The sequence below is a fragment of the Pseudomonas sp. QS1027 genome, from assembly GCF_002814235.1.
In the GTDB taxonomy this organism is placed as follows: Bacteria; Pseudomonadota; Gammaproteobacteria; order Pseudomonadales; family Pseudomonadaceae; genus Aquipseudomonas.
Map to the genome: position 1 here is coordinate 1 of NZ_PHSU01000015.1, position 24,910 is coordinate 24,910.

Consider the following 24,910-nt stretch of genomic DNA (forward strand, 5'->3'; position numbering starts at 1 on the left):
TCCCCTTACCCCGACCATTTTCAAAAAAAAGACATCCTTATGGATGTCTTTTTTTTTGCCTTGGCGTCCCGGAATCAGTATGAGGAGTGGGGTTGTTCATCTCCCGGCGAGCATGCTAGAACTCGTTGTTATTTTGTGTGTGCTCGTGCTGTTAATGGTCACTGCTGGGTATCTTCAGCTGTCTATGTGAGGGAGGGAGCATTTCTGGGATTTTGGTTGATCGTCTTGCGCTAGGGTGATTTTATCTATGAGCGGTTTGTTAAAAAATATATCTGCGAATTTTGTCGGGCAAGGGTGGGTCGCCTTGATGGGGATTTGCTTTGTTCCAGTGTATTTGAAATTTATAGGTGTTGAAGGGTACGGGTTGGTCGGTTTTTTCTTGATCCTCTCATCGGCCTTGACTTTGTTGGACGGTGGATTTGGGGCGGCGGCAACGAGAGAGGCGTCGGTCTATGGTGCGTCTAGCGATGAAGATAAGCTCAGGATAATACTGGTTTTGCGCAGTACGGAGGTCATATTTTGGGGGGTGGCTTTCTTTTGTGGATTGCTGATTTTTTTATTGGCCCCATTTATTGTTAGTCATTGGTTGGATGTTGACGTTAGTAAGGTTGAGTCGGTTACTCGCGTAATAAGAATCATGGCTGGTGCTATATTGTTACAGTTTCCTGTTCCTTTTTATTATGGCTGTTTTATTGGTCTTCAGCGGCAAGTTTTGTTGAATGTTTATAGCTCTTTTTTTGCGACTGTTCGATCCGCTGGGGCGGCACTTGTTTTGTGGTTGGTCTCTCCCTCGGTAGAGTCTTTTTTCATTTGGCAGTGTGTTGTCAGTCTGACGACATTGCTGGTGATTCGAGTGGGGGTTGTGCGAGCGGTTCCGGGTTGGAGTCAGAGCCCCGTATTTTCTATTTATGCGCTCAAGCGTCTGGGGCATTTTGCTACGGGGATGGGAGTTTCCAATATTTTGTCGTTTGCACTAATGCAGGTGGATAAAATTATTTTATCCAAGCTCTTGTCGTTGAGGGATTTTGGTTATTACATGCTGGCCTGGACGGTGGGGACAATAGCTTTCCGTTTGATGTCACCTATCTTTAACTCTTATTATCCGAAAATGGCCTCGCATGTGGAATTGGGAGAGGATGGCGAGGTGTTTCGTCTTTTGCTCCGAGGAAGTCAGTTGTTGTCAATATTGGTGGTGCCGATTTCGTTGTGGATAGCCATTTACAGCTCTGATTTACTGTTGTTCTGGACTCGCGATAAGGAGGTGGCGGAGGTGGCAGCTGGTCCGCTCAGTCTTATTGCTATAGGTACGATGTTTTATTCGTTTATGCACATGCCTTATGCTCTGCAATTGGCGCGTGGACGCTCCAAATTTAGCGTGTGGCAAAATGCTGTCTCCTTGGTATTCATGGCGCCACTGACTTATTTTCTTTTGGTGGTGTATGGGTTGCGGGGGAGTGGCTGGCCTTGGCTGTTGATGAATGTCGCTTGTGTCATGATTATTTTACCTATTGTCTTCAGTCGTTTGAGGGTGCCGGGCGGCATGGTTTGGTGCTCGCAGGTGGTGGTTTGGCCCTGTTTGATTTCTTTCGTAGTTTTATGGGGGGGGAGTATTTTGATTGCTCCTTTGGGGAGCTACAAAATTTTCTTATCCGTGATTTTTCTCTGTCTTAGCTTTTTTCTTGTTGTGGCTCGGTTTTTTATATTGAGTCTCGATTGGAAAAAAACTCGCTGGAGGGATGTTGGCTAATATTTTTACTTATAAGTCATGCGTTTAGAGTGTGTGGTATGCTGATAGGGTGGTGGTTTTTAATTGGTTTGATGTTGATTGGGCTGTTCGGGAGGAGATGTGCGAGTTGCTTTTGATCATCAGATATTTTGCCTGCAGAATTATGGCGGTATATCGCGGTATTTTGTGCGTATGGCGGAGAGCATGCTGGCGGCGGGGACGGATGTGGTTTGTTTTGCACCGTTGCATCGTAATCATTATCTGAAAGATCTGGCGCAGCCTGCCGTGTATGGTCGTTGGGCGGAGAAGTATTGGTCTCGTACGACTCGTATCGCATTGGCCTACAATTACCTTCTCGGTCGACAAGGTATGCACCAGTGGCGTCCCGACGTGGTGCATGAAACCTACTATTCGCGTTTTGGCTCTGGCCCTAAGACATGCCCTAGGGTTCTCACTGTCTACGACATGATTCATGAGTTGTTTCCGGAGAATTTCGCCGCTCGCGATAATACAAGCGAGCTGAAACGGCTGGCTGTTGAGCGGGCTGATCACGTGATCTGTATTTCAGAGAGTACCCGGCTTGACCTCATGAGGCTGTTTTCCGTGCCGGAAAGCAAATTGTCGGTTGTGCACCTGGGATTCGAGCATTTCAGCGCGCGGCCGTCGGAGCTTGGGCTTTCTCGGCCTTATTTACTTTATGTGGGAAGTCGGCATGGTTACAAAAACTTCTCCGGCTTGCTTGAAGCGGTTGCAACTTCGGATCGTTTGAAGCGCGATTTTGATATCGTGGCTTTCGGGGGAGGGGCTTTTTCCGAGGTCGAGCAGCAAAACATCAGTCGTCTGGGTTTTGATTCATACCAAGTTCGACACATTGGTGGTGATGACGCCGTGTTGGGTGGGCTTTATAATGGTGCCAGGGCATTCATTTATCCCTCGCTGTATGAAGGTTTTGGTCTTCCCCCCCTGGAAGCCATGTCTCATTCCTGTCCCGTCATCAGCAGTGGTACGAGCTCCATGCCCGAGGTCATAGGTGATGCCGGTATTTTTTTCGATCCCCACGACAGCGATGATATGGTTGGGGCGATAGAAAGAGTCGTCTATTCGGAAAGTGAAATAGCAGGTTTGGTGAGTCGTGGTCGTGAGCGACTCAATCATTTTTCCTGGCAGCGTTGCACCCAGGAAACACTATCGATCTATCAAAGCCTACAAAGGTAAGACTTTGGAATATCCAGAAAGAACAGCGCTGATCTGTGGGGTAAGTGGCCAAGATGGGGCCTATCTCGCGAAATTTCTGCTCGACAAGGGGTACGCCGTCTGGGGGACTTCCCGTGATGCGCAAGGTTCCTCGTTTGCGAATCTGAAGCGCCTGGATATTTTGCCGCGCTTGAAATTGCTGTCGATGGTGCCAGAGGACTTTCGTAGCGTGTTCATGGCTTTGAAGCGCAGCCAGCCCGATGAGGTTTACTTTCTCGCAGGGCAGTCTTCCGTTGGTTTGTCGTTCGAGCAGCCTGCGGAAACCATTCAGAGTATTACTCTGGGGACGCTGAATATGCTCGAAGCTTGCAGGATGAGCGAGCGCCCGATCCGATTTTATCAGGCGGGGTCCAGTGAGTGTTTCGGCGACACCAATGGCGAGCCAGCCTGCGAAGCGACCACTTTTCATCCGCGCAGCCCCTATGCAGTGGCGAAATCCTCGGCTTTCTGGCTGGTCGACAATTATCGCGAAGCCTATAATCTGTTCGCTTGTACCGGAATTTTATTCAATCACGAATCCGCGTTGCGCCCCCTCAGGTTTGTTACACAAAAAATCGTGACTACGGCCAAACGTATCGCTTCTGGTTCGGGCGAGCGGTTGACGCTGGGACGCCTTGATATCGCGCGCGATTGGGGGGCAGCCGCCGAGTATGTTGATGCCATGTGGCGGATGCTTCAGTGCGAACAGCCAGGCGATTTCGTGATTGCGACTGGCAAGACACACACGCTGGAAGCATTCGTATCAGAAACTTTCACACAGCTGGGACTGGATTGGAGAGCGCATGTTGACCAGTCGGAGGTGTTCTTTCGGCCTACCGATTTGCTGGTCAGCCGCGCGGATCCCTCTAAGGCCGAGCGGGTTCTGGGGTGGAAGGCACAGGCGATGATGCCTGACGTTATCGCCAGCATGCTAAGTGCCGCTTAAATACAAAATCTAAAGAGTTCTAGGACGTATAAATGACCCTGAAAAAAGCACTGATTACCGGGATCACTGGCCAGGACGGCTCCTACCTGGCTGAATTGCTGCTGGAAAAAGGCTATGAGGTTCACGGTATCAAGCGACGTGCATCCTCCTTCAATACCCAGCGTGTTGACCATATCTATCAAGATCCGCATGTCGACAACCAACGCTTCATTTTGCATTACGGCGACTTGTCCGACTCTTCGAACCTGACCCGTATCATTCAGGAAGTTCAGCCGGACGAGGTCTACAACCTGGGGGCGCAGTCGCATGTCGCCGTGAGCTTCGAGTCACCGGAATACACGGCCGATGTCGATGCCATGGGGACCTTGCGCATTCTCGAAGCCATTCGCTTGCTGGGTCTTGAGAAAAAAACACGTTTTTACCAGGCCTCGACTTCCGAACTCTACGGTCTCGTCCAGGAGACCCCGCAGAAAGAAACCACACCGTTCTATCCGCGTTCGCCGTACGCAGTGGCAAAGCTGTATGCCTACTGGATCGTTGTGAACTACCGCGAAGCCTACGGTATGCACGCCTGCAACGGGATTCTCTTCAATCACGAGTCGCCGCGTCGTGGCGAGACGTTCGTAACCCGCAAGATTACCCGCGGCCTGGCAAATATTGCCCAGGGCCTTGAGCAGTGCCTCTACATGGGGAACATGGATGCGCTGCGTGACTGGGGTCATGCCAAGGACTACGTCCGCATGCAGTGGATGATGCTCCAGCAGGACGTGCCGGAGGACTTCGTCATTGCAACGGGCGTTCAGTATTCGGTTCGTGACTTCATTCGCTGGTCCGCTACCGAGTTGGGTATCACCTTGCGCTTCGAGGGTGCTGGCCTGGACGAGCGAGGCATCATTGAGTCGATTTCTGGTGACAAGGCCCCAGCCCTCAAGGTCGGCGACACCCTGGTACGTATCGATCCGCGCTATTTCCGTCCTGCGGAGGTCGAGACCTTGTTGGGTGATCCAACCAAGGCCAAGACCAAGCTGGGCTGGGTTCCGGAGATTACGGCCCAGGAGATGTGTGCCGAGATGGTGCGTGAGGATTTGAAGGTTGCCCAGCGGCACGCGCTGTTGAAAAACCATGGCTACGATTTGCCGGTGTCGCTGGAGAACTAGGATGTCACGTCAATTGAGCGAGCGCATTTTTGTCGCGGGCCACAAGGGGATGGTCGGTTCGGCCATCGTCCGTCGCCTGCAAGCGCTGGGCTACACGAATATTGTCACCTGCGACAGGGCTCAATTGAATCTGCTGGATCAACGTTCGGTGGAGAATTTTTTCCGCCAGGCGGGTATTCAGCAGGTCTATATGGCGGCGGCCAAGGTGGGTGGGATCCATGCCAATAACACTTACCCTGCCGAGTTCATATACGAAAACCTGATGATGCAGGCAAACATTGTTCAGGCTGCTCATCGTAATGACGTGCAGAAGATGTTGTTCCTTGGCTCTTCTTGCATCTACCCGGTCAGTGTCCAACAGCCCATGGCCGAAGAGGCCTTGTTGACCGGTGTCCTGGAGCCTACCAACGAGCCTTACGCCATCGCGAAAATTGCTGGTATCAAGCTCTGTGAAAGCTATAACCGCCAATACGGTCGCGACTACCGGAGTGTCATGCCTACGAATCTGTATGGGCCGAATGACAATTTTCATCCGGAAAACTCTCACGTTATTCCGGCGCTTTTACGCCGTTTCCACGAGGCTGTGGCGCAGGATGTGGAGGAGGTGGTGATCTGGGGCAGCGGAACGCCGATGCGTGAGTTCCTGCATGTCGACGATATGGCCAGTGCCAGCGTTTATGTCATGGAGCTGGATGAGGAGCGGTATCGGGCGCATACCCAATCCATGCTCTCCCACATTAATGTCGGGACGGGAGAGGACTGTTCGATTCGGGAGTTGGCGCAGGCCGTCGCCAGGGTAACCGGGTTCAACGGTCGCCTTGTTTTTGATTCGAGCAAGCCAGATGGTTCGCCGAGAAAACTGATGGATGTCTCACGCCTAGGTCTTCTAGGCTGGCGCGCCAGCATCGGTCTGGAAGACGGGCTGCGTGATGCTTACAAATGGTTTTCCGAGAACGCGCTGCACGCTCGTTCACGATAGGTCGGTTATCGCGCGCAAGCCGTATTGTTTCAAAATCTGCGTCCTTGCGCGCTTCCCTTTGCTTGAGGATATCCTCGTCTTCCGGGATTGTTCCCGTAGAGCGTCAGTCGGTAATTATGATCAGGCACCTACTCAATATCTTGTTTTCCTTTTTACCGCCTTCCCGGTTTTTTTCCTTCAGGGCGGCGTTGTTGCGCCTGGCCGGAGTCGAGATACATCCGGATGCGAAGCTCTGTGGCCGCGGTTGGATCTATGGTCGGGGGCGCTTGAGCATTGGTGAAGGAACCTGGCTGAGCCCGGGCGTTGTTTTTCACACCCACTGTGATGCCGACATCCTACTGGGCGCGCGTTGCGACATTGGCCATGGGGTCGAGTTTATCCCGGGCAGCCATGAAATCGGCTCCAGTCACAGGCGAGCAGGAACAGGCACGGCGCTTCCCATCACGGTGGGGGCTGGATGCTGGTTGGGTGCTAAGAGCCTTGTGCTGGGTGGGGTTTCTATCGGGGAGGGGGCCATCGTTGCGGCCGGCTCCGTTGTAACACGTGATGTCGCACCCAATACGATGGTCGCTGGTGTGCCTGCTGTTATGAAAAAGCAGTTGTCATGAGGCGGCCATTGGTTCTCGTGGTCTGCAATGCGTTGGATGATTTGACGCGCCTCGAACGAGGCATTGTCAGTGACAGTCCCGCCGCTTCCCGCAAGGTGATCATGTTGTGCCAGGCGCTGAGAGACGCGGGTGCTCGCCCTTGTATCCTGAGCCTCGGTCGAGGTCGTGCCAATGGTTCGTTTACGTATTTCCAGCGTACGGTCAAAAGAGCGGGAGGGGTGCCTATCGTTTACGCGCCTTTTTCACATGTACGATTCTTCTCTCAGTTCCTCTCCTTGTTCTTTCTTATCGGCACATTGTTTCGGCTGTCCTCCAGCGAGAAGAAGGCGGTGGTTTTCTACAACCGCATGACGGCCTACCTGCCCATGTTGTGTGTGGCCTCCGTTACAGGATACAGACGATTCCTCGATCTTGAGGATGGCGAGGTCCTGGGGCCGAAACAAGGCGGTGGGCTGAAAGCTGCCTTGGGTAGGTCCATTACCTGGCTTTATGATCGCTTGTGCCCGGATGGCGCCTTGCTGGCCTGTAGTGCGTTATCGGATATGACAACGATACGACCGGTGCATTGTTACTACGGCTCGACTTCCTCCAAAGCCTTTGGCGTTCGCTCGGTTGAAGCCCGGCAATCGGTTCTTATGGCCGGGACACTCAATGCCGATACCGGCACTGATCTGTTGATCGATACGATCCGTTTGATGCGCCAGGACGCGAGTGAGTGGATGAGCAAGCTCCACTTCGAGGTGACCGGAAAAGGCGAGGCCTTGGCTGCCCTTGAAGAGTTGGCCCGTGAGGAGGGCCTTCCGCAAATTACGGTGCACGGTCGCACGACGGACATGCAGTATGCAGAAGTGCTTGGGCGCTGTAATGTCGGATTGGCCTTGAAACCGGTGGGCGGTCCGCTGGCCGACACGACCTTTCCTTCCAAGGTCATTGAGTTCGCCGAGGCGGGGCTTCTGGTCCTCAGCACCGATATCAGTGACGTCAGGGCGGTGCTTGGTTCTGGGGCTGCCTATCTGACCCATAACGATCCAAGGGAGTTGATGGCCTTGCTGCGAGGCATCGTCGAAAATCCTGAAGAGAGCCAGGCTTGCGCCTTGCGAGGTCAGCGCGCAGTGGTCGAGCGCTGCGCGCCGCAATTGGCCGGCCAAGCCGTGTTTGGGTTCATCTTTGGTCGTTGCCCATGAGCGAGTGCTCCTTGTTCGTCACGTGGCAGCCGGTGCTGACCGATCATCAGGCCTTTACCTACGAGCAGTTGTCTCGTCAGGCCAAAACCCCCGTCCTGGCCTACGTATTGGCCATGGAGGACGAAACCCGTCGCTCCCAGGGTTGGAACGATACTCAGGTTGAGTCGATTGAAAGACGACTGATTCCCGAGCGGGGTGCACTCTTCTATTGCTATGAAAAAATGCGCGAGCATCGGCACAATGTGCATTTCTTTGGCAGCCCTTTCCAGAATCTGAAAATGCTTTACTGCTGGATGCTGGCTGTCTGCTTGGGGGTCGAGTTCTACATTATATCCGAGCCGTATTCACCCATTGCCCAAGGGTACTTCAGCGATCGGTCGCTGAGCGCTGAACGTCTCAAAGCCTCTTTACGGCCCTACCTCTACAAGTTGTACGTGCTCTTGCTCCGACGGCGGATGGCTGGCGTATTCGCAATTTCTCGCCGGGCTGTTTCGCAATATGCCGACGCGGGCGTGGTCACGGGAAAGCTGTTTCCTTTCGGTTATTTTGTGCCCGCTGTCGAGGTCATCTCCGCGTCGCGGCGGGACGCGCATGCCGCTTCATCACCTTTGCGAGTTGTTTTTGTCGGTGCATTGATTGGGCGCAAAGGTCTTGACCAGCTTATAGAGGCAATCAAAGCGTTGAGATTTCCGGTCGAACTCGATATTTATGGGCCGGGTGATCCCGCGCTGTTCGACGTCGATGGCCGGACAGTTCATTACCGGGGAAGCATTCCATTTGGAGGAACCCAGGCCGTAGTGGGGGCCTACGATCTTCTGATTTTACCCAGCCGCTACGATGGCTGGGGGGTTGTCGTGAATGAGGCGCTGTGCGCGGGTGTCCCCGTGGTTTGCAGCGATCAGGTAGGCGCTGGCACCTTGGTTGAACGCTTTGGCGCCGGAGCGGTATTCAGTTCCACAGAGCCGAAGGCCCTTGAGCATGTGTTGACGGAGTTAGGGCATGATCCAGAGCGTTTGCTGGCGATGCGCCTGGCTACGCACCTGGCTGCAGAGGCCATACAACCCAGTGTTGCGGCCGGTTATATGTTGGCTGTCCTGCGCTCCGAACCATCGGATAGAGCGTCGATTCCCTCTCCTTGGTACGTGGAATAACCATGCCGCTTCATCAGCCGTCTGTTCGCGTGCACCTAACCAATATTGCCGGTCTCGGTGCCATACAACTGCTCAATTCGTTGTTGCCGGCGCTGGAGGGTAATGATGGGGTCCGAGTGGTGGAGACGTACTTGCCTGATCGGGGAGAGTTGGCCTCATACACAGGTACAGATCCCACGGTGCGGCGTACCTATTACCGACGCTATTTGCCAAACGCCTTGTCCCGCGTGGTGGAGTGCCTGTTCCCTGGAAGACGCTTTGACGGTGCCGTGCCCTTATTGGTCATGGGTGACCTGCCCATTCGTTGCCATGCCCGCCAAACTGTTTTTGTTCAAACGCCGCATCTCTTGCAGCCTGCAAAAAACATCTGGAGTGCGGCGGGCTTGAAGCGCTCGCTGCTCCGATGGGTGTTTCGCCTGAATATTCGCTATGCGCAGGCGTTCATCGTGCAAACCACCTTCATGCGTGACTCATTGATCGCATCGTATCCGTCACTGCATTCCAGAGTGCACATTGTCGCGCAGCCTGTTCCGGCCTGGCTGCTGAGGTCGGGCTTGAAACGGACCCGGCGCGAGGGAGAGCATCACGCACCGCTTCATTTGATTTATCCGGCGGCCGGTTATCCGCATAAAAACCATCGTTTGCTGGGCACTATAGCTCCAGACGATGTCGCGAACTGGCCCATCTCCAGCTTGGAGATCACGCTGGCAGAAACCAGTAATCCTGCGGCACATATCCCCTGGCTACGCTGTGTCGACCGCCTCGCGTCACCCCGGATGCTTGAGGCTTATGGCCGTGTGGACGGTTTACTGTTTCTCTCCAGAGATGAGAGCTATGGTTTCCCCTTGGTCGAGGCGATGTTTGCCGGTTTGCCGATCATTTGCCCGGACTTGCCATATGCGCGAGTCTTGTGCGGAAACGAAGCCATATACTTTCAAGTGGATGATGCAGGCTCTTTGAAGCAGGCAGTGAATAAACTGCATGAAAAACTTTCTACCGGTTATTGGCCGAATTGGAGCGAGCAGTTGAAAGCGATTCCCAAAGATTGGGAAACGGTAGCGCAATCGATGCTGGACATCGCTGCTTCTCCCGCTGCCGAGGCCCCCAATGAATTGAATGCAAGGGACCATAAATGTTGATTCCGGTAATTATGGCCGGTGGCTCTGGCTCTCGCCTCTGGCCGCTTTCGCGCCAGCTCAATCCCAAGCAGTTTCTTTGCCTGGCCGACAGCGAATTGTCGATGCTGCAGGCCACGATCAGGCGGCTGGAAGGGCTCGATGTCGCCCTGCCACGTCTTATCTGTAACGAAGAACATCGTTTTCTTGCAGCGGAGCAGCTAAGGCGCCTGGGTCTTGAGAATACCAATATCCTGTTGGAACCCATGGGCCGTAATACCGCGCCTGCTGTTGCCCTGGCCGCCCTGCAGGCGAGCAGCGAAGAGCAGGACCCCGTGTTGCTGGTATTGGCCGCGGACCATCTGATCAGAGACGTCGCTGCATTTCAGGAAAGCATCCGGCAGGCATTGCCGTTGGCGCTAGCCGGAAAACTCGTTACCTTCGGTATTGTTCCGACACAGGCAGAAACGGGCTATGGCTACATTGAAAAGGGTAAGGCTCTCAACGCTGGTGGATTCGAAGTCGCCCGCTTTGTAGAAAAGCCGGATGAAGAAACCGCACGAGCCTATCTGGCCAGTGGTCACTACCTCTGGAACAGCGGCATGTTTATGTTCCGCGCCCATCGTTATCTGGATGAACTGGAAAAATTCCGCCCTGATATTCTCGCGGCTTGTCGTAGCGCTCTCGCCGAAGGCGAGCAGGACATGCATTTTACCCGCATAGGGCGCGAGGAATTTGCTCAGTGTCCTTCGGAGTCTATCGACTATGCCGTTATGGAAAAGACGGCGGATGCCGTGGTTGTTCCACTGGATGCGGGTTGGAGCGATATCGGTTCCTGGTCGGCGTTGTGGGAGGTCGGCAACAAGGATGGCCAGGGAAATCTATGCCATGGTGATGTGCTGGTCGAACAGACAAGCAATACCCTCATTCACTCACAGAGCCGCCTGGTCAGTACGGTGGGTGTCGACGACCTGATCATCGTGGAAACCAAGGACGCCGTGTTGGTGGCCCATAAAGACCACGTGCAAGATGTGAAGAAAATTGTCGACAGATTGAAGAGCGAGGGGCGCGGAGAGTCGATTGATCACCGTGAGGTCTACCGGCCTTGGGGCGTCTATGACTCGATCGACAAAGGCAGCCGTTATCAGGTCAAGCGAATTAGCGTCAAACCAGGTGCGAAACTTTCATTGCAGATGCACCATCATCGCGCGGAACATTGGGTGGTGGTCAGTGGTACGGCCAAAGTGACCAATGGTGATAAAACCTATCTGGTCACCGAAAACCAGTCCACTTATATTCCGATAGGACAGGTTCATACACTGGAGAATCCAGGTGTTATTCCACTGGAACTTATCGAGGTCCAGTCAGGTTCTTATCTGGGGGAAGATGACATCGTGCGCTTCGAAGATGTCTATGGCCGTAAATAAGAGGCAGTCTTGAAGTTATCAATTATTACGGTCTGCTATAACAGTGCAGCGACGATTCGAGACACGATAGAGTCTGTTCTGTCGCAGGATTATGCCGACATTGAATATATTGTGGTCGATGGCGGTTCGAAGGATGGTACGCAGGCGATTGTCGAGTCTTACGGGCACCGTATCAGTACCTTCGTCAGCGAGCCGGACAAGGGGATTTACGACGCCATGAACAAGGGCGTTGCATTGGCTGGCGGGGATATCGTCGGTATCCTGAACTCCGACGACTTTTATGAAGGGCCTGGGGTTATATCTTCCGTTGTCGAGGCATTCCAGCGTTGCGCAGACAGCGATGTGATTTTTGGCGATGTTGTTTTCGTCAACGCGCCTAACCTTCAGAAAATAACGCGCTTTTACCGTGGTAATCGCTTCGCGCCCTGGAAGTTACGCTTCGGCTGGATGCCACCTCACCCTGCGAGTTTCATTCGCCGGGCCGCCTACCAACGAGTGGGTTCATATTCCTTGAAGTACAGGATATCTGCCGATTACGAATTTTTTGTCCGGTTCTTCCTGATTCACCGCCTCAGGTACTCGTATCTGAGCCAAGTATTGGTCCGTATGCGCTCGGGAGGCGCGAGCACGGCTGGCCCGAGAAGCAACATGAGGCTTAATCTGGAAATAGTGAACGCTTGTCGAAGCAACGGTGTGTACACCAACCTGTTTATGCTGCTCTTCAAGTTACCGTTCAAGCTCTATGAGCTGTGTAAACGCCCCAAGGACGCCTCTTGATGCGCGCGGTTTTTCTTACCGGGGGGACCGGTTTCGTGGGCGGTGCTGTTTTACGATACTTGAGTCGTAACGCAAGCCTCCGGCTTATCGCCGGGGTACGCAAACACAGCAGTCATATCCCCGAGTCGGTTACCCAGGTCGTAGGGGAGCAAAACAGTCTTTGCTTTACGGCCTCGGACCTGTCCGATATCGATGTCGTGATTCACGCAGCCGCTCGCGTGCATATCATGAATGAGGAAGGTGATGACGCCTTGGCGGCATTTCGCAAGGTCAATACTGACGTTACCTTGGCCCTTGCTCGTGAGGCCGCTCACGCAGGTGTCAGGCGCTTTGTGTTCATCAGCTCGATCAAGGTCAACGGTGAGGGTACTCTGCTTGGAAGCCCTTATCGTGCAGATGATCCTCCTGCCCCCATGGATGCCTATGGCATTTCGAAACTTGAAGCCGAGCAAGGTCTACTGGCCTTGGCGTCAGAGACGGGCATGGAAGTCGTCATTATCCGTCCTGTCCTGGTCTATGGGCCAGGAGTGAAAGCCAATTTCCGAACCATGATGAATTGGCTGTACAAAGGCCTGCCGTTGCCCTTTGGCTCTGTCACCAACAAGCGCAGTCTGGTGGCCCTGGACAACCTGGTTGACCTGATTGTGACCTGTATCGATCATTCGGCCGCGGCCAATCAGGTATTTCTTGTCAGTGATGGCGAGGACCTGTCCACTACCTCTCTTCTTTTACGTATGGGGCAGGCTCTCGGGAAACCGACAAGACTGCTTCCGGTTCCAATAGGGTTATTGACCGTCCTTGCAACGACGTTGGGAAAGAAGGCAGTATCGCAACGTCTGCTTGGATCATTGCAAGTGGACATTGAGAAAACGAGGCAGTTACTCAGTTGGGCGCCCGTAACGAGTGTCAACAAGGCGTTGGCGCAGACAGCTGAAGATTTTCTCCGTCGGTCGGGTAAAGCCTCTGATTGAGGCGGATTGCGCGATGGCCAATCGCTCATTTGTCAGCGTGAGCTTGATAATTTATTCTGCTCGCATTGGGTAGCATCCTATGGCCCGTCCACAAAAAATAGGCACGCAATTAAAATGCAGGATCAGTATTTGAAACCGACAGCGTCAACGGCTCAGCAGTGCCGGCTTTGCCGGGGGACACTGCGACCGATGTTTAAATCGGTGCTGCTGAAAAAATACGAAATTGAATATTTCAAGTGCGCTGAATGCTACTCCTTGCAAACCGAAGCGCCTTACTGGTTGGACGAGGCATATGGGGAAAATCTCTCAAACCTGGATACCGGAGCCGCTCAGCGCAATATTCACAATTGGGCTGCTTGTTATGTGATTTCAAAATTGTTTGGTGTGAAGAATGTCATCGATATGGGCGGTGGTGATGGCTTGCTTTGTAGGTTGTTACGTGATCACGGCATAAATTGTTACGTCAAGGATCGATATGCTTCCCCTTCCTATGCCCAAGGTTTCACCGAGCCGAATTTCGATACTCCAGATTTGGTTCTTGGTTTCGAAGTGTTGGAGCACTTTGCGAGTCCTGCGCAGGATCTGAATGATATTTTCAAATATAACTCAAGGGTTGTCCTTTTGAGTACCGAGCTTTATGCCGCGCAAACAAAAGAATGGTGGTATCTGACTCCAGACTCTGGGCAGCATATTTTCTTTTATAGTCAGCAGGCTATTATGCTGATTGCGAAGCAATATGGCTATTCTCTGGTTGTTAGTGGTGGATTTATACTTTTTATCAGAGGTGATGTTTCCCCGGTAAAAAAAATCATCGCCAGGTTTTTATTGAAAGCACGGATCTGTCGTCTTTTGAAACCGCTGGTGGTCATGTTGCCCTGCCCTGGTGTGGGGTCGGATCATGCCCTTCAGATTGAAAAGACGAAAGAAACCTCGTAGTTGATATTTTACAAAAAGACAGACTGCACGGGTATGTATATGGCCAGCTATCCTGGTCATAAGCGCAACCCGTGACAGTCTTAATGCCCTCAGTGCAACTTCAAGCGCGGATCCGTCCCTCGCCCGATCCGGCTGCCCAACATCAGCATCAGGGTGCGGAAGGTGCCATACAGTGCCATCTGGTGCATCCGGTACAGCGACACATAGAACATCCGCGCCAGCCAGCCTTCCAGCATCACGCTACCGGTCAGGTTACCCATCAGGTTGCCGACGGCGGAAAACCGCGACAGCGAAATCAGCGAGCCGTAGTCGGTATAGCGATACTCCGGCAAGGTCTTGCCTTCGATGCGCAGTTTCAGCGACTTGGCCAGCAACGATGCCTGCTGATGGGCCGCCTGTGCCCGTGGCGGTACATTGCGGTCGGTCCCCGGCTGCGGGCAGGCCGCGCAATCGCCGAAGGCAAAGATATTCTCGTCACGGGTGGTCTGCAGCGTCGGCAATACCTGGAGCTGATTGATCCGGTTGGTTTCCAGGCCATCGATATCCTTGAGAAAGCCCGGTGCGCGGATCCCCGCGGCCCAGACCTTGAGGCTCGCGGCAATCACCTGGCCATCGGCGGTCACCAGGTTGTCCGCGGTCACTTCACTGACGGAGGCGTTGGTCATGACCCGGACCCCGAGTTTTTCCAGGGTCTTGTGCACGGGGCCGCCGATGCGCTCCGGCAAGGCCGGCAATACGCGAGGGCCGGCCTCGATCAGGGTGATATGCATGTTTTCCGGTTTGATCCGGTCCAGGCCGTAGGCCGCCAGTTCGTGAGCGGCGTTATGCAGCTCGGCCGCCAGCTCCACGCCCGTGGCACCGGCGCCGACAATGGCCACGCTGATCTGCTCGACCGTATCGGTCTGCCCGGCATGGGCGCGCAGGTAGTGGTTGAGCAACTGCTGGTGGAAGCGCTCGGCCTGTTTACGGGTGTCGAGGAACAGGCAGTGCTGCGCCGCGCCCTGGGTGCCGAAATCGTTGGTGGTGCTGCCCACCGCGATCACCAGGGAGTCGTAGCCCAGTTCCCGGGCAGGCAGCAGCTCGACGCCGTTTTCGTCGTAGGTGGCGGCCAGCTGGATCTTTTTCTGCTCGCGGTCGAGCCCGCTCATGCGCCCCAGCTGGAACTCGAAGTGGTTCCATTTCGCCTGGGCGACATAGTTGAGCTCGTCAGCCGAAGAATTGAGGGAACCGGCCGCCACTTCATGCAGCAGGGGTTTCCAGATATGGGTCAGGTTCGAGTCGACCAGCATGACACTGGCAATGCCGCGTTTACCCAGGGTCTTACCCAGGCGGGTCGCTAGTTCCAGGCCGCCGGCGCCGCCGCCGACGATCACGATACGATGGTTCATGGGGATATCTCGCAAGGCTAAAGGAAATCTGTGCCTGCGTTATCCGGGCGAGCGCGAGGCAGCTCATAGCACCAGGTAACTCAGGAAACGGCTCAACAGGCCCAGGCCGATGACCACGGCGAGCACCACCACCAGGAGCATCCACGGCCGAAAAGGCCGGCGCTCGACTTGGTGTTGGGGAAGCTGCAGGTACTGATCGACATGCTGCTGGTCGTCGGGGTTCAGGCGGCTGGTCATGGGAGCCTCGTCAGGTAGACGTCACTAAGATGCTTTGTATCACTGGTGCAGTGATTACGCCATGGGCTTACAAGCTGATACCAACATCGAAAACAATGCTGCGCCCCAGATTGCCCCGCAGGAAGTCCGGGGCATCAGGGTGGGCGAATAGCACCCGGGCGAAGGTCGGCCCCACCAGCGACAGTGAGCGCCAGCCCTGGCGCAGGTATTCGGTTGGGGGCGGGAAGTGGCTGTTGAGGTCCAGCACTTCGCGCTTGAGGCTGGCGAAGGCGATGATATCCAGCTCGCCCAGGTCCAGCCCGCGCTCCTGGTAGTTGTGGGCTTTCTTGCGTAGGGTCGGGGCCAGCCGCTGGAGCAGCTCGGAGGCGGGAATTCGCCTGGGTTTGGCCTCGCGGCGCACCAGCTGGCTGAGGGAAAAGGCGCTGCGCCGGCGCTGCAACTCTTCGCGCCACTCGTCGTTGAGCCGTCGGCCTTCGTCGAGGACAAAAAACACCTCGAAGCAGGCGTCGCGAAACAAAACGTCCGGCGGCTCCTGCCCGGCGGGTTGGAAGTCTTCGGCGCGATAGCTGATGTTCAGCCCTTGCAGCAGGCGCTGGCAGACCCAACGCTCACGCTCCCATTTGCGGGCATTGGAAAGAAACGTGTTGGCTTGCTCCGCCTGGATGGTCAGCAAGCGTAAAAAATCTGAGTCGTCCATGGCCCAAGCTTAGCGTCGAAACTGCGAGGCCTGGAAGTCTGGAGCCATTTTTGTCGACGGGGTGTGTCGTAACGGGCGGTGTAGACTTCAGGACCAAGTGTTATCGAGTCCACGGAGGGGGATGTTTTTATGATCGGCGCGCAACTGCTGTCGCCCGCCAGCCTGGCTGTCGGTTGGCTGATCTATCTGCCGGCGGTGGCCTGGGCGATCTGGCGTTCACCCTGGGTCGAGCTGTTCACCGACAGTCGCCGCCAGCACCTGCTGTTCGGCACGGTCTTCGCCCTGTTCCTGCTCTGGCTGGTGCGGCGTGACTTCGATACCGGGGTGTCCTATCACTTTATCGGCCTGACGGCGGTGACCCTGCTGCTGGACTGGCCGCTGGCGATTGTCGGTGGGCTGGTGGCGCAGCTCGGTCTGGTACTGCTGGGGCGCCAGGATCTGGTGGCGCTCGGTGTCAACGGCAGCTTGCTGATCCTGCTGCCGGTGCTGGTGACGGAGATCTGCGCGATCCTGGTGGAGCGGGCGCAGCCGCGTAATCCCTTTGTGTATATCTTCTGCTCGGGCTTTTTCGCCGCCGCCCTGGCGGCTTTGCTCTGCCTGCTGGCGAGCCTGGGCCTGCTGTGGTTCGACGGGCGTTTCGCCCTACCGGAGTGGCTGGAGGATTTTGTCGGTTACCTGTGGCTGATCATTTTCCCCGAAGCCTTTATCAACGGCATGGTGGTCACTGCGCTGGTGGTGTTCTGTCCGGAGTGGCTGGAAACCTTCAACCGCACCCGCTACCTGTCGGCACCCTGGAAGGACAATGAGCCCCGTTGACCTGGGTCAACCCCGCCGGATTGACTCGCGACCATGCTGCGGAAAAACCGGGAGCAAGGTCATGAGTGTTTACGAATGGGCGCGTCAGGAAGTGCAGGCCAGCCTGGAGGCGGCGCAAGCGGAAGGGTTCGAGCCGGGGCTGGGCTTGCGCGCCTTGCTCAGCGCGGTGGTGCAGCAGAGCAAGGCGTTGCGCAGTGCGGAGGATCTGGCGGACGAACTGCAATTTCTCGCCGAGAACCTCGATGACGGGCAGGACTACGGCTTTATGCGGCCCTGATCCCCTGGTGATCAGTGGGCGCGGGGCGGCAGATCGTCGGAGAACAGGTCGTCCTCGGCGTCTGGGCTGACGGGAATCTTGTGTTCTTCCGAGGCCCAGGCGCCGAGGTCGATCAGTTTGCAGCGGTCGGAGCAGAACGGCCGCTGGATATTGGCGGCGGTCCATTCCACGGGGGCGCCGCAGGTCGGGCATTCAACGGTCAAGGGTTGGCTCATGAGTGGCCTCCACGCAAAGTCAGATAAAAGTGATGCAGACGCTCGACCTCGCTACATAGCCAGGCCTGGTCGCGGTCGTTGACCAGCACATCGTCGGCATGGCGCAGGCGTTCTTCGCGGCTGGCCTGGACCTTGAGGATGGCCTGCACCTGCTGCTCGCTGGTCTGGTCCCGTTGCTGGGTGCGCTGGATCTGCAACGCTTGCGGGGCGTCGATCACCAGCACGCGCTGGGTGTTCTTGTATTGTCCCGATTCGATCAGCAACGGCGAGACCAGGATCGCATAGGGCGATTGTGCCCGAGCCAGGTGGCTGGCGATCTCTTCGCCGATCAGCGGATGCAGCAGGGCTTCGAGCCAGCGGCGTTGTTCCGGGGCTTCGAAGATCAGCGTGCGCAGGGCGGCGCGGTCCAGTTGGCCGTCGGCTTGCAGCACGCCGGGGCCGAAGTGCTCGACGATCTTCGCCAGCGCCGGGCGACCGGGCTCCACCACCCAGCGGGCGGCGTGATCGGCGTCCACGGTGTGGATGCCCAGGTCGATAAAGTGTTGGGCCGCTGCGCTCTTGCCGCTACCGATGCCGCCGGTAAGGCCGAGAATCCAGGGTGTTGAAACGGCTGTGGTCATTTGAAACCGGCAAACTGCAGATAGGAAGCGGTTATTTGACCACCCCAGAGCAAGGCAATCCAGCCGGCAATCGCCAGATAAGGGCCGAAGGGGATCGGCGTCGAGGTCTGGGCGTTGCGCAGGCGCAACAGAATCAGGCCCAGCACGGCGCCCACCAGGGATGACAGCAGGATGGTCAGTGGCAGGATCTGCCAGCCGCCCCAGGCGCCGAGCATCGCCAGCAGCTTGAAGTCGCCATGGCCCATGCCTTCCTTGCCGGTGAGCAGTTTGAACAGCCAGTAGACCGACCATAGGCTCAGGTAACCGGCCACGGCGCCCCACAGGGCGTCGTCGAGGTCGGTGAAGAAACCGAAGTGGTTGGCGATCAGGCCGAGCCAGAGCAGTGGCAGGACCAGAGCGTCAGGCAGGAGCTGGTGATCGGCGTCGATCAGGCTCATGGCCAACAGGCCCCAGGTCAGTACCAGCATCAGGGCGGCGGGCCAGCCGAAGCCGAAATGCCAGGCGACAAAGGCCGAGAGTAGGCCGCAGGCCAGTTCGGTGAGCGGGTAGCGCTTGCTGATGGGAGTCTTGCAACTGGAGCATTTGCCGCGTAGCAGGGTATAGCTGATCAGGGGCAGGTTTTCCCATGCTCGGAGTTGGTGATTGCAGTGCGGGCAATGGGAGTGGGGCAGTAGCAGGTTGTAGGTCGGATCGGGCGCGGGTTGAGGCAGGCCGAGGACTTCGTGGGCCTGGGTGCGCCAGTCGCGTTGGAGCATTTTCGGCAGGCGCCAGACCACGACGTTGAGGAAGCTGCCGACGATCAGTCCGAGGAGCAGGGCGAAAAAAACAAAGGCCAGCGGGTGGCTGGCCAGGAAGTCGGGTAGGGGCATGTTCAGATGACGGATCCGAGTTTGAAGATAGGCAGGTACATGGCGATCACCAAGCCCCCTACAATGATGCCCAGCACGGTCATGATGATGGGCTCCATCAGGCTCGTGAGGCTGTCGACCATGTTGTCGACTTCGGCTTCGTAGTAGTTCGCTACTTTGTCGAGCATGTCGTCCAGGGCGCCGGACTCTTCACCAATCGCCGTCATCTGGATGGCCATGTTCGGGAATACGCCTGTAGTCCGCATGGAGAAGTTCAACTGCATACCAGTGGAGACGTCCTGCTTGATGCGGTTGACGGCATTCTTGAAGACGATATTGCCGGTAGCGCCGGCCACGGAATCAAGGGCTTCGACGAGCGGCACGCCTGCGGCGAATGTGGTGGAGAGGGTGCGGGCATAGCGGGCCACGGCGGATTTATAGAGTAATGGGCCGATGATCGGGATTTTCAGTAGCGTCCTGTCCATCCAGTTGCGAAAACGCTCGGATGTCTTGTGTGCCCGTCTCAGGCAGTAGATACCTCCAACCAGCGCCAGAATAATGATCCACCACCACTCCTGCACGATGTTGGATAGTCCGATTACCATCAGGGTGAAGGCTGGAAGTTCCGCGCCAAAACCTTTGAAAATCGCCTGGAACTGCGGCACGACCTTGATCAACAGGATCCCGGAAACGATGATCGCTACCAGCACGACAGCAATCGGGTAGTTCATTGCCTTCTTGATCTTGGCTTTCAGGGCTTCGGTTTTCTCCTTGTAGGTCGCCACCCGTTCAAGCAGACTTTCCAGCGCACCAGCCTGTTCGCCTGCATCCACCAGGTTGCAATACAGGTCGTCGAAATATTCCGGTTGCTTGCGCAAAGCCGTCGCAAAGCTGTTGCCGGCGGCGACTTCTTGCTTGATATCGTCCACCAGCTTGCGCATGTTCGGGTTTTCGAAACCCTCGCCGATGATGTCGAAGGACAGCAGCAACGGCACGCCGGCCTTCATCATCGTTGCCATCTGGCGGGTGAACAGTGCAATGTCCAAGGGCTTGATGCGCTTGCCCTTGCTGAAGATCGAGTTGCTTTTTTTCCGCACTTTGCCAGGGTTGATACCTTGCTTGCGCAGTTGTGCCTTGACCAGTGCCGGATTGTGCCCGGTGAGTTCTCCGGCCATTTTATTGCCTTTCTTGTCGGTCCCTTCCCAGGCATAAAGGCTGACTTTGACTGCTTTGGTCGCCATGGTTTAGTCCTTGGTCACGCGGTTGACTTCTTCCAGGCTGGTCAGCCCTTGCATGGCCTTCTGCAGGCCGGAGGTGCGCAGGTCATTGAAACCGTCCTTGCGCATCTGGGCGGCGATCTCGATCGAGTTGCCTTCGGCCATGATCAGCCGTTGCAGGTCCGGGGTGTTCTTGACCACTTCGTAGATGCCGATCCGGCCTTTGTAGCCACCGTTACACTGTTCGCAGCCGACGGGCTCGTAGATCTTGAAGGTGCCGATTTTATCCGCTGGGAAACCCTCTTTGATCAGGGCTTCCTCGGGGATATCGATTTCCTTCTTGCAGTAACTGCACAGTTTACGCGCGAGTCGCTGGGCGATGATCAGGTTTATTGAGGTAGCAATGTTGAAACCGGGAATGCCCATATTGTGCAGGCGGGTCAGGGTTTCCGCCGCGCTGTTGGTGTGCAGCGTGGACAGGACCATGTGACCGGTCTGGGCGGCCTTGATGGCAATTTCGGCGGTTTCCAGGTCGCGGATCTCACCGACCATGATTACATCTGGATCCTGGCGCAGAAATGAGCGCAGGGCCTGGGCAAAGTCCAGGCCCTGTTTCGGATTGACGTTGACCTGGTTGATGCCTTCCATATTGATTTCCACCGGGTCCTCGGCGGTGGAGATGTTGATGTCCACGGTATTGAGGATATTCAGGCCGGTGTAGAGCGAAACGGTTTTACCCGAGCCGGTGGGGCCGGTGACCAGGATCATGCCCTGCGGCTGTTTCAGGGCCTCCATATAGAGAATCTTCTGATCCGGTTCATATCCGAGCGCGTCAATACCCATTTGTGCGCTCGAAGGGTCGAGGATCCGCATCACGACCTTCTCGCCCCACAGTGTCGGCAGGGTGTTGACCCGGAAGTCGATGGCCTTGGTCTTCGAGATACGCATCTTGATGCGCCCGTCCTGGGGTTTGCGGCGCTCGGAGATATCCATGCTGGCCATGACTTTCAGGCGGGCAGCGATGCGGCTGGCGAGATGGATCGGTGGTCTTGCGACCTCACGCAGGATGCCGTCGGTACGCAGGCGAACGCGGTAGATCTTTTCATAGGGTTCGAAATGCAAGTCCGAGGAACCGCCCTTGATGGCGTCCAGCAACATCTTGTTGACGAAGCGCACCACGGGGGCATCGTCAGCATCCTGGCCGGCGATCTGTTCGTGCTTCCTGTCATCGACCGACTCGATATCCAGGCCTTCGAGGTCGACGTCCCCCATCTCTTCAAGGCCGGTGGAGTTGTTGTCGAAGAACTTGTCGATAGCGTCGGCGAGCTTGTCGTCCTCCACCAGGATGGCCTCGGTCGTGAGACCGGTGCTGAACTGGATATCGGTAATCGCCTGATGATTACTGGGGTCGGAGATACCGACAAACAATTTATTGCCACGCCGCCAGAGTGGCAGGACATGGTGCTGGCGGATCAGCTTTTCGCTGACCAGGCCTTTGGGCTGGCTTTCCTTGTCGAGGCAGCTCAGGTCGAGCAAGGCGACACCGAAATGCTCCGAAGCGATTTCCGCGACCTGGCGACTTTTGACCAGTTTGTTCTGGACCAGATAGCTGACGAGGGACACCCGATTGCGCTGGGCCTGTTGATACGCCTGCTGAGCGTTCTTGTCGGTAATCAGCTCGGCGGCAACCAGTTGCTTGGCCAGACCGGAAAGGGCGATATCGTTCATTTGAGCACCAAACGCAAACAGTCGGAGTCTTATAGCGTAGTCGGGCGATGGTGCCAAATTGGGGGAGGGTAGGTGACAAAAAATGTCAGTTTTTGTTGTTCTGAAGCAGCATTCCGAGCGTGGAAGGGTATTTCAACAGATGCTGAGCCGGACTGTGGGGCATGGCACGGGCTGTGCTAATCGTTACGGGAGTCATCACGCCTTTGCTCACGTTTGGAGACGAAATATGAATGCTCAGAAGGGTTTCACCTTGATCGAACTGATGATCGTTGTGGCGATCATCGGTATTTTGGCGGCGATTGCCTTGCCTGCTTACAACTCCTACACACAGAAAGCTCGTTTTTCTGAAGTGAATACGTTGGCCGATTCCTATAAAACGGCTGTGGCGATCTGTATCAATGATCTTGCCTCCACTACCAACTGTACAGCGGGTACCAATGGTGTTCCTTCAATGCCATCAGGAACGGCCAACTTCAACCCTACTGGTTCTAGTGTGAGTGGCGGTACAATTATTCTGGTAGGCACCACCGCGGCCGGTGGCGTCAATACTAACCTTGTTCCTATCACTTCTGGTGGTTCCGTTACTTGGACACAGACAGGCAGCTGTTTGACGAATGGCTTCTGCAAACCGTAATTATTTGAGGGCTGAAATTTTCAGTCTTTAAGTGGGGCGGCACTCCTCCTCAGGGGGGGAGCGCCGAGCTTCATGAATATGGAATTTTTAAAGCAACGAATATAGAGATCTCTATGATATCGCGTCGATTGGTTTTTTTGCTGCTCGCCGTGTTGTCAGCCGGTTTGTTGTTGGTGCTCTGCTTCCACTTTCTGAATAATCCCCTGATTTTTGACGATGAGCCCTTTTTCCGGGAAGGCGCTCCCGCCGCCCTGCTATCCATGGGCTTTAGCTTGACCCCACGGTTATGGGTACACGACTCCATGGCCGCTACCCTCGTCTATCTCAGTGACAAGGTCATCTGGTTGCGAGTGGAGAACCTCATTCTTCACGCTTGCGCGGCCCTGGTGCTCTTCGGTTTTGTTCGCCAACTCCTCAACAGCCTGGAGAGACGCACCACTTTTTTTCTGAATACGGATACAGCGGCCTTTATCGTCGCTTTTTTATTCGCTATCCATCCGTTGGCCATTCTGACCCAGGGTTACCTGATTCAGCGCACCATCGTTTGTGCCACCCTTTTTGGCCTGTTGGGGCTATGGGCTTTCTGGCAGGGGCTTTGTGGTAAGCGCTGGGCTCTTTGGGCGTCCTGCCTCTGTATCCTGCTGTCGCTTTATGCCAAAGAGCATGCGGTGATGTTACCGGCGTTGTGTTTCCTGTTGTGGGTATTGCATCGCCGTAGCCGGCTTCCTTCGTCGTTCGGCACCGGGGAGATTTTTTCAGTACTGGCGGTTCAGGCAATTATGGCCATGTCCGTCGTACTCTGGGCCAAGGGCTTGATCGGTCATGTCTATGAGCTTAAAAGTGAAGAAGTGCTCAGCGATGAGGTGTTCCAGCCGAATGGCTCGCTGTATGTGTTGAGCGTGCTGAATCAGATGGGATTGTTCTTCAAGTACCTGCTGGTTCTGATCTTGCCTCAGGGCCGGACCATGGGCCTTGATCTTCGGGTACCCTTTCCCCTGAGTTACGGTGTCTGGTGGGTTTGGGCCGGTCTGATGGCCTTTATTACCTATGGTCTGGCAGCCTTCATATTGCTGTTGCGTGGGGCGAGCAAAGGTCTCCTGGGATTCGCGTTGCTGTTCCCATGGGTGATGTTTACCACGGAGTTGGTGTCGGTTCGATTGCAGGAACCCTTTGTACTGTATCGCAGCTATATCTGGATACCTGGGTTGTTCATTGCCTTGGCACTGGGGCTGCGACGGCTCAAGAAGATTTATCTGGTGACGCTGGTTCCCGTTTTTGGGCTTTACCTGTTTGGACTTTCCTATGATCGCTTGATGACATTGTCCGAACCGGTATTTGTGTGGAAGGAAGCGGTTGACTACTATGAGGCCCAGGGCGACACGCCGGGTCTGTTTGGTGGTTACCGGGTTTACTACAATTTGGGGGTCACCTACCTGGATGCGGGTTTTGTTGATATGGCGTTGGGTAACATTGATAAAACCATAGGCATGAAACCGAAATATGAATATGCGTACTATCAACGTGGCAAGATTTTTCTTCTGCGTGGAAAGGCGGAAGAAGCCAAGTCGGAGTTTGAGCACGCCATAAACCTTAAGCCTAGCTACGCAAGGCCTTACGTCGGCATGGCCGACGCCTTGAAAATCCTGGGGCAAGCTGACGAATCCCAGCGCTACCTGGAGCTTGGATGTGGCAAAGGCAGTCAGCCTGCCTGCGACCGCGCGCACCCCAAGGCTGCTCTGATGTTGGCCCCGAAAGCCTGATGCGTCTGTAAACTGCCTGAATATGGACATTTCGAGGTCGTAATGGGCGCAGCCTGGACTGGGCGAACAAAGACTTGGCTGGTCTTCACGCTGTTGGTCGCTGCCGTGATGGTCCTTGGGCACGGTCTGGGCGGGCATATGCTTCAGCGTCTAGGGCAACTCCTCGTTGCCAGCACGGCAGTCGTTTTCCTTCTTTGCTGCCGAACTTCTTATGTGTTTGCTCTTGTTGATCGGCCTGCGCTCCTGGCCTGCGGGCTGATCTT

Annotated in this window: 25 protein-coding genes and 1 pseudogene; 18 read left to right on the plus strand and 8 right to left on the minus strand. The window is 55.5% G+C overall.

Annotation, left to right across the window (positions count from 1 at the left end; translation table 11 throughout):
• The 14 genes and pseudogenes from CWE01_RS33690 to CWE01_RS14330 all read left to right on the plus strand — a co-directional run.
• A partial coding sequence (locus CWE01_RS33690) for a hypothetical protein (RefSeq protein ID WP_218274284.1) occupies nucleotides 1-234 on the plus strand: 234 nt, incomplete at its 5' end.
• A 13-nt stretch (nucleotides 235-247) separates the two neighbouring features.
• On the plus strand, nucleotides 248-1,747 hold the full coding sequence (locus CWE01_RS14270) for a lipopolysaccharide biosynthesis protein (RefSeq protein ID WP_100941178.1): 1,500 nt from the start codon (nucleotides 248-250) through the stop codon (nucleotides 1,745-1,747).
• A gap of 99 nt (nucleotides 1,748-1,846) precedes the next feature.
• Complete coding sequence (locus CWE01_RS14275) at nucleotides 1,847-2,941, plus strand: glycosyltransferase family 1 protein (protein WP_100941179.1); 1,095 nt, start codon at nucleotides 1,847-1,849, stop codon at nucleotides 2,939-2,941.
• Nucleotides 2,942-2,945: 4 nt separating this feature from the next.
• Nucleotides 2,946-3,905 carry a GDP-mannose 4,6-dehydratase gene (locus CWE01_RS14280; RefSeq protein WP_100941180.1) on the plus strand — a complete coding sequence of 320 codons (960 nt, stop codon included), beginning with the start codon at nucleotides 2,946-2,948 and terminating at the stop codon, nucleotides 3,903-3,905.
• 32 nt (nucleotides 3,906-3,937) lie between these two features.
• On the plus strand, nucleotides 3,938-5,062 hold the full coding sequence (gene gmd / locus CWE01_RS14285) for a GDP-mannose 4,6-dehydratase (RefSeq protein ID WP_100941181.1): 1,125 nt from the start codon (nucleotides 3,938-3,940) through the stop codon (nucleotides 5,060-5,062).
• 1 nt (nucleotide 5,063) lies between these two features.
• Entirely contained in the window at nucleotides 5,064-6,041 is a 978-nt protein-coding gene (locus CWE01_RS14290) for a GDP-L-fucose synthase (RefSeq protein ID WP_100941182.1), read from the plus strand.
• Between the two features lie 116 nt (nucleotides 6,042-6,157).
• Nucleotides 6,158-6,622, plus strand: a pseudogene (locus CWE01_RS14295) (DapH/DapD/GlmU-related protein); the annotation flags it as partial.
• A gap of 44 nt (nucleotides 6,623-6,666) precedes the next feature.
• The gene (locus CWE01_RS14300) at nucleotides 6,667-7,833 is read left to right on the plus strand and encodes a glycosyltransferase (protein WP_256579360.1); all 1,167 of its coding nucleotides are present in this window, start codon (nucleotides 6,667-6,669) and stop codon (nucleotides 7,831-7,833) included.
• Nucleotides 7,834-7,844: 11 nt separating this feature from the next.
• The gene (locus CWE01_RS14305) at nucleotides 7,845-8,984 is read left to right on the plus strand and encodes a glycosyltransferase family 4 protein (protein WP_157815221.1); all 1,140 of its coding nucleotides are present in this window, start codon (nucleotides 7,845-7,847) and stop codon (nucleotides 8,982-8,984) included.
• Nucleotides 8,985-8,986: 2 nt separating this feature from the next.
• Nucleotides 8,987-10,123: a glycosyl transferase family 1 gene (locus tag CWE01_RS14310; RefSeq protein ID WP_100941186.1), complete on the plus strand. Its 1,137-nt coding sequence runs from the start codon at nucleotides 8,987-8,989 to the stop codon at nucleotides 10,121-10,123.
• Nucleotides 10,117-11,526, plus strand: coding sequence for a mannose-1-phosphate guanylyltransferase/mannose-6-phosphate isomerase (locus CWE01_RS14315; RefSeq protein WP_100941187.1), 1,410 nt, complete (start codon nucleotides 10,117-10,119; stop codon nucleotides 11,524-11,526). The genes CWE01_RS14310 and CWE01_RS14315 overlap by 7 nt, the downstream gene beginning before the upstream one ends.
• A 9-nt stretch (nucleotides 11,527-11,535) precedes the next feature.
• Entirely contained in the window at nucleotides 11,536-12,303 is a 768-nt protein-coding gene (locus CWE01_RS14320; RefSeq protein ID WP_100941188.1) for a glycosyltransferase family 2 protein, read from the plus strand.
• The gene (locus tag CWE01_RS14325) at nucleotides 12,303-13,274 is read left to right on the plus strand and encodes an SDR family oxidoreductase (RefSeq protein WP_100941189.1); all 972 of its coding nucleotides are present in this window, start codon (nucleotides 12,303-12,305) and stop codon (nucleotides 13,272-13,274) included. Before CWE01_RS14320 ends, CWE01_RS14325 begins: the two co-directional genes overlap by 1 nt.
• 129 nt (nucleotides 13,275-13,403) lie before the next feature.
• On the plus strand, nucleotides 13,404-14,210 hold the full coding sequence (locus tag CWE01_RS14330; protein WP_157815222.1) for a class I SAM-dependent methyltransferase: 807 nt from the start codon (nucleotides 13,404-13,406) through the stop codon (nucleotides 14,208-14,210).
• Between the two features lie 89 nt (nucleotides 14,211-14,299).
• On the opposite strand, the gene CWE01_RS14335 is transcribed toward CWE01_RS14330, so the two are convergent.
• The 3 genes from CWE01_RS14335 to CWE01_RS14345 form a co-directional block, all read right to left on the minus strand.
• On the minus strand, nucleotides 14,300-15,598 hold the full coding sequence (locus CWE01_RS14335) for an NAD(P)/FAD-dependent oxidoreductase (protein WP_100941191.1): 1,299 nt from the start codon (nucleotides 15,596-15,598) through the stop codon (nucleotides 14,300-14,302).
• 63 nt (nucleotides 15,599-15,661) lie between these two features.
• Nucleotides 15,662-15,835 (minus strand): DUF3094 family protein, encoded by a 174-nt coding sequence (locus CWE01_RS14340; protein WP_100941192.1) that lies wholly within the window; start codon nucleotides 15,833-15,835, stop codon nucleotides 15,662-15,664.
• A 67-nt stretch (nucleotides 15,836-15,902) separates the two neighbouring features.
• Nucleotides 15,903-16,532 carry a DUF1780 domain-containing protein gene (locus tag CWE01_RS14345; protein ID WP_100941193.1) on the minus strand — a complete coding sequence of 210 codons (630 nt, stop codon included), beginning with the start codon at nucleotides 16,530-16,532 and terminating at the stop codon, nucleotides 15,903-15,905.
• Between the two features lie 129 nt (nucleotides 16,533-16,661).
• Between CWE01_RS14345 and CWE01_RS14350 the strand changes: the two genes are divergently transcribed.
• Entirely contained in the window at nucleotides 16,662-17,348 is a 687-nt protein-coding gene (locus CWE01_RS14350; RefSeq protein ID WP_100941194.1) for an energy-coupling factor ABC transporter permease, read from the plus strand.
• A 61-nt stretch (nucleotides 17,349-17,409) separates the two neighbouring features.
• Nucleotides 17,410-17,625 carry a hypothetical protein gene (locus tag CWE01_RS14355; protein WP_100941195.1) on the plus strand — a complete coding sequence of 72 codons (216 nt, stop codon included), beginning with the start codon at nucleotides 17,410-17,412 and terminating at the stop codon, nucleotides 17,623-17,625.
• An 11-nt stretch (nucleotides 17,626-17,636) separates the two neighbouring features.
• Here the strand turns inward: CWE01_RS14355 and yacG are convergent, their stop codons facing one another.
• From yacG to pilB, 5 genes are read right to left on the minus strand one after another with little or no spacing between them, the layout of a single operon-like run.
• A complete protein-coding gene (gene yacG / locus CWE01_RS14360; RefSeq protein ID WP_100941196.1) occupies nucleotides 17,637-17,840 on the minus strand; it encodes a DNA gyrase inhibitor YacG in 204 nt (67 codons plus the stop codon).
• On the minus strand, nucleotides 17,837-18,460 hold the full coding sequence (gene coaE / locus CWE01_RS14365) for a dephospho-CoA kinase (protein ID WP_100941197.1): 624 nt from the start codon (nucleotides 18,458-18,460) through the stop codon (nucleotides 17,837-17,839). Before coaE ends, yacG begins: the two co-directional genes overlap by 4 nt.
• A complete protein-coding gene (locus CWE01_RS14370; RefSeq protein WP_100941198.1) occupies nucleotides 18,457-19,329 on the minus strand; it encodes an A24 family peptidase in 873 nt (290 codons plus the stop codon). The genes coaE and CWE01_RS14370 overlap by 4 nt, the downstream gene beginning before the upstream one ends.
• A gap of 2 nt (nucleotides 19,330-19,331) precedes the next feature.
• Nucleotides 19,332-20,549 carry a type II secretion system F family protein gene (locus CWE01_RS14375; RefSeq protein WP_100941199.1) on the minus strand — a complete coding sequence of 406 codons (1,218 nt, stop codon included), beginning with the start codon at nucleotides 20,547-20,549 and terminating at the stop codon, nucleotides 19,332-19,334.
• Between the two features lie 3 nt (nucleotides 20,550-20,552).
• On the minus strand, nucleotides 20,553-22,253 hold the full coding sequence (gene pilB, locus CWE01_RS14380) for a type IV-A pilus assembly ATPase PilB (protein ID WP_100941200.1): 1,701 nt from the start codon (nucleotides 22,251-22,253) through the stop codon (nucleotides 20,553-20,555).
• Between the two features lie 226 nt (nucleotides 22,254-22,479).
• Here pilB and CWE01_RS14385 point away from each other — a divergent pair, with 226 nt between their 5' ends.
• Nucleotides 22,480-22,887: a prepilin-type N-terminal cleavage/methylation domain-containing protein gene (locus tag CWE01_RS14385; RefSeq protein WP_100941201.1), complete on the plus strand. Its 408-nt coding sequence runs from the start codon at nucleotides 22,480-22,482 to the stop codon at nucleotides 22,885-22,887.
• Between the two features lie 113 nt (nucleotides 22,888-23,000).
• On the plus strand, nucleotides 23,001-24,647 hold the full coding sequence (locus tag CWE01_RS14390; RefSeq protein WP_100941202.1) for a tetratricopeptide repeat protein: 1,647 nt from the start codon (nucleotides 23,001-23,003) through the stop codon (nucleotides 24,645-24,647).
• Nucleotides 24,648-24,910 lie beyond the last annotated feature (263 nt).

What these genes read in the sequence shown, in the direction of transcription:
- CWE01_RS14270 (WP_100941178.1), top strand. Translation starts at nt 248, where the DNA reads ATGAGCGGTTTGTTAAAAAATATATCTGCGAATTTTGTCGGGCAAGGG.
- gmd (WP_100941181.1), top strand. Translation starts at nt 3,938, where the DNA reads ATGACCCTGAAAAAAGCACTGATTACCGGGATCACTGGCCAGGACGGC.
- CWE01_RS14290 (WP_100941182.1), top strand. Translation starts at nt 5,064, where the DNA reads ATGTCACGTCAATTGAGCGAGCGCATTTTTGTCGCGGGCCACAAGGGG.
- CWE01_RS14310 (WP_100941186.1), top strand. Translation starts at nt 8,987, where the DNA reads ATGCCGCTTCATCAGCCGTCTGTTCGCGTGCACCTAACCAATATTGCC.
- CWE01_RS14315 (WP_100941187.1), top strand. Translation starts at nt 10,117, where the DNA reads ATGTTGATTCCGGTAATTATGGCCGGTGGCTCTGGCTCTCGCCTCTGG.
- CWE01_RS14325 (WP_100941189.1), top strand. Translation starts at nt 12,303, where the DNA reads ATGCGCGCGGTTTTTCTTACCGGGGGGACCGGTTTCGTGGGCGGTGCT.
- CWE01_RS14335 (WP_100941191.1), bottom strand. Translation starts at nt 15,598, where the DNA reads ATGAACCATCGTATCGTGATCGTCGGCGGCGGCGCCGGCGGCCTGGAA.
- CWE01_RS14340 (WP_100941192.1), bottom strand. Translation starts at nt 15,835, where the DNA reads ATGACCAGCCGCCTGAACCCCGACGACCAGCAGCATGTCGATCAGTAC.
- CWE01_RS14345 (WP_100941193.1), bottom strand. Translation starts at nt 16,532, where the DNA reads ATGGACGACTCAGATTTTTTACGCTTGCTGACCATCCAGGCGGAGCAA.
- CWE01_RS14350 (WP_100941194.1), top strand. Translation starts at nt 16,662, where the DNA reads ATGATCGGCGCGCAACTGCTGTCGCCCGCCAGCCTGGCTGTCGGTTGG.
- CWE01_RS14355 (WP_100941195.1), top strand. Translation starts at nt 17,410, where the DNA reads ATGAGTGTTTACGAATGGGCGCGTCAGGAAGTGCAGGCCAGCCTGGAG.
- yacG (WP_100941196.1), bottom strand. Translation starts at nt 17,840, where the DNA reads ATGAGCCAACCCTTGACCGTTGAATGCCCGACCTGCGGCGCCCCCGTG.
- coaE (WP_100941197.1), bottom strand. Translation starts at nt 18,460, where the DNA reads ATGACCACAGCCGTTTCAACACCCTGGATTCTCGGCCTTACCGGCGGC.
- CWE01_RS14370 (WP_100941198.1), bottom strand. Translation starts at nt 19,329, where the DNA reads ATGCCCCTACCCGACTTCCTGGCCAGCCACCCGCTGGCCTTTGTTTTT.
- CWE01_RS14375 (WP_100941199.1), bottom strand. Translation starts at nt 20,549, where the DNA reads ATGGCGACCAAAGCAGTCAAAGTCAGCCTTTATGCCTGGGAAGGGACC.
- pilB (WP_100941200.1), bottom strand. Translation starts at nt 22,253, where the DNA reads ATGAACGATATCGCCCTTTCCGGTCTGGCCAAGCAACTGGTTGCCGCC.
- CWE01_RS14385 (WP_100941201.1), top strand. Translation starts at nt 22,480, where the DNA reads ATGAATGCTCAGAAGGGTTTCACCTTGATCGAACTGATGATCGTTGTG.
- CWE01_RS14390 (WP_100941202.1), top strand. Translation starts at nt 23,001, where the DNA reads ATGATATCGCGTCGATTGGTTTTTTTGCTGCTCGCCGTGTTGTCAGCC.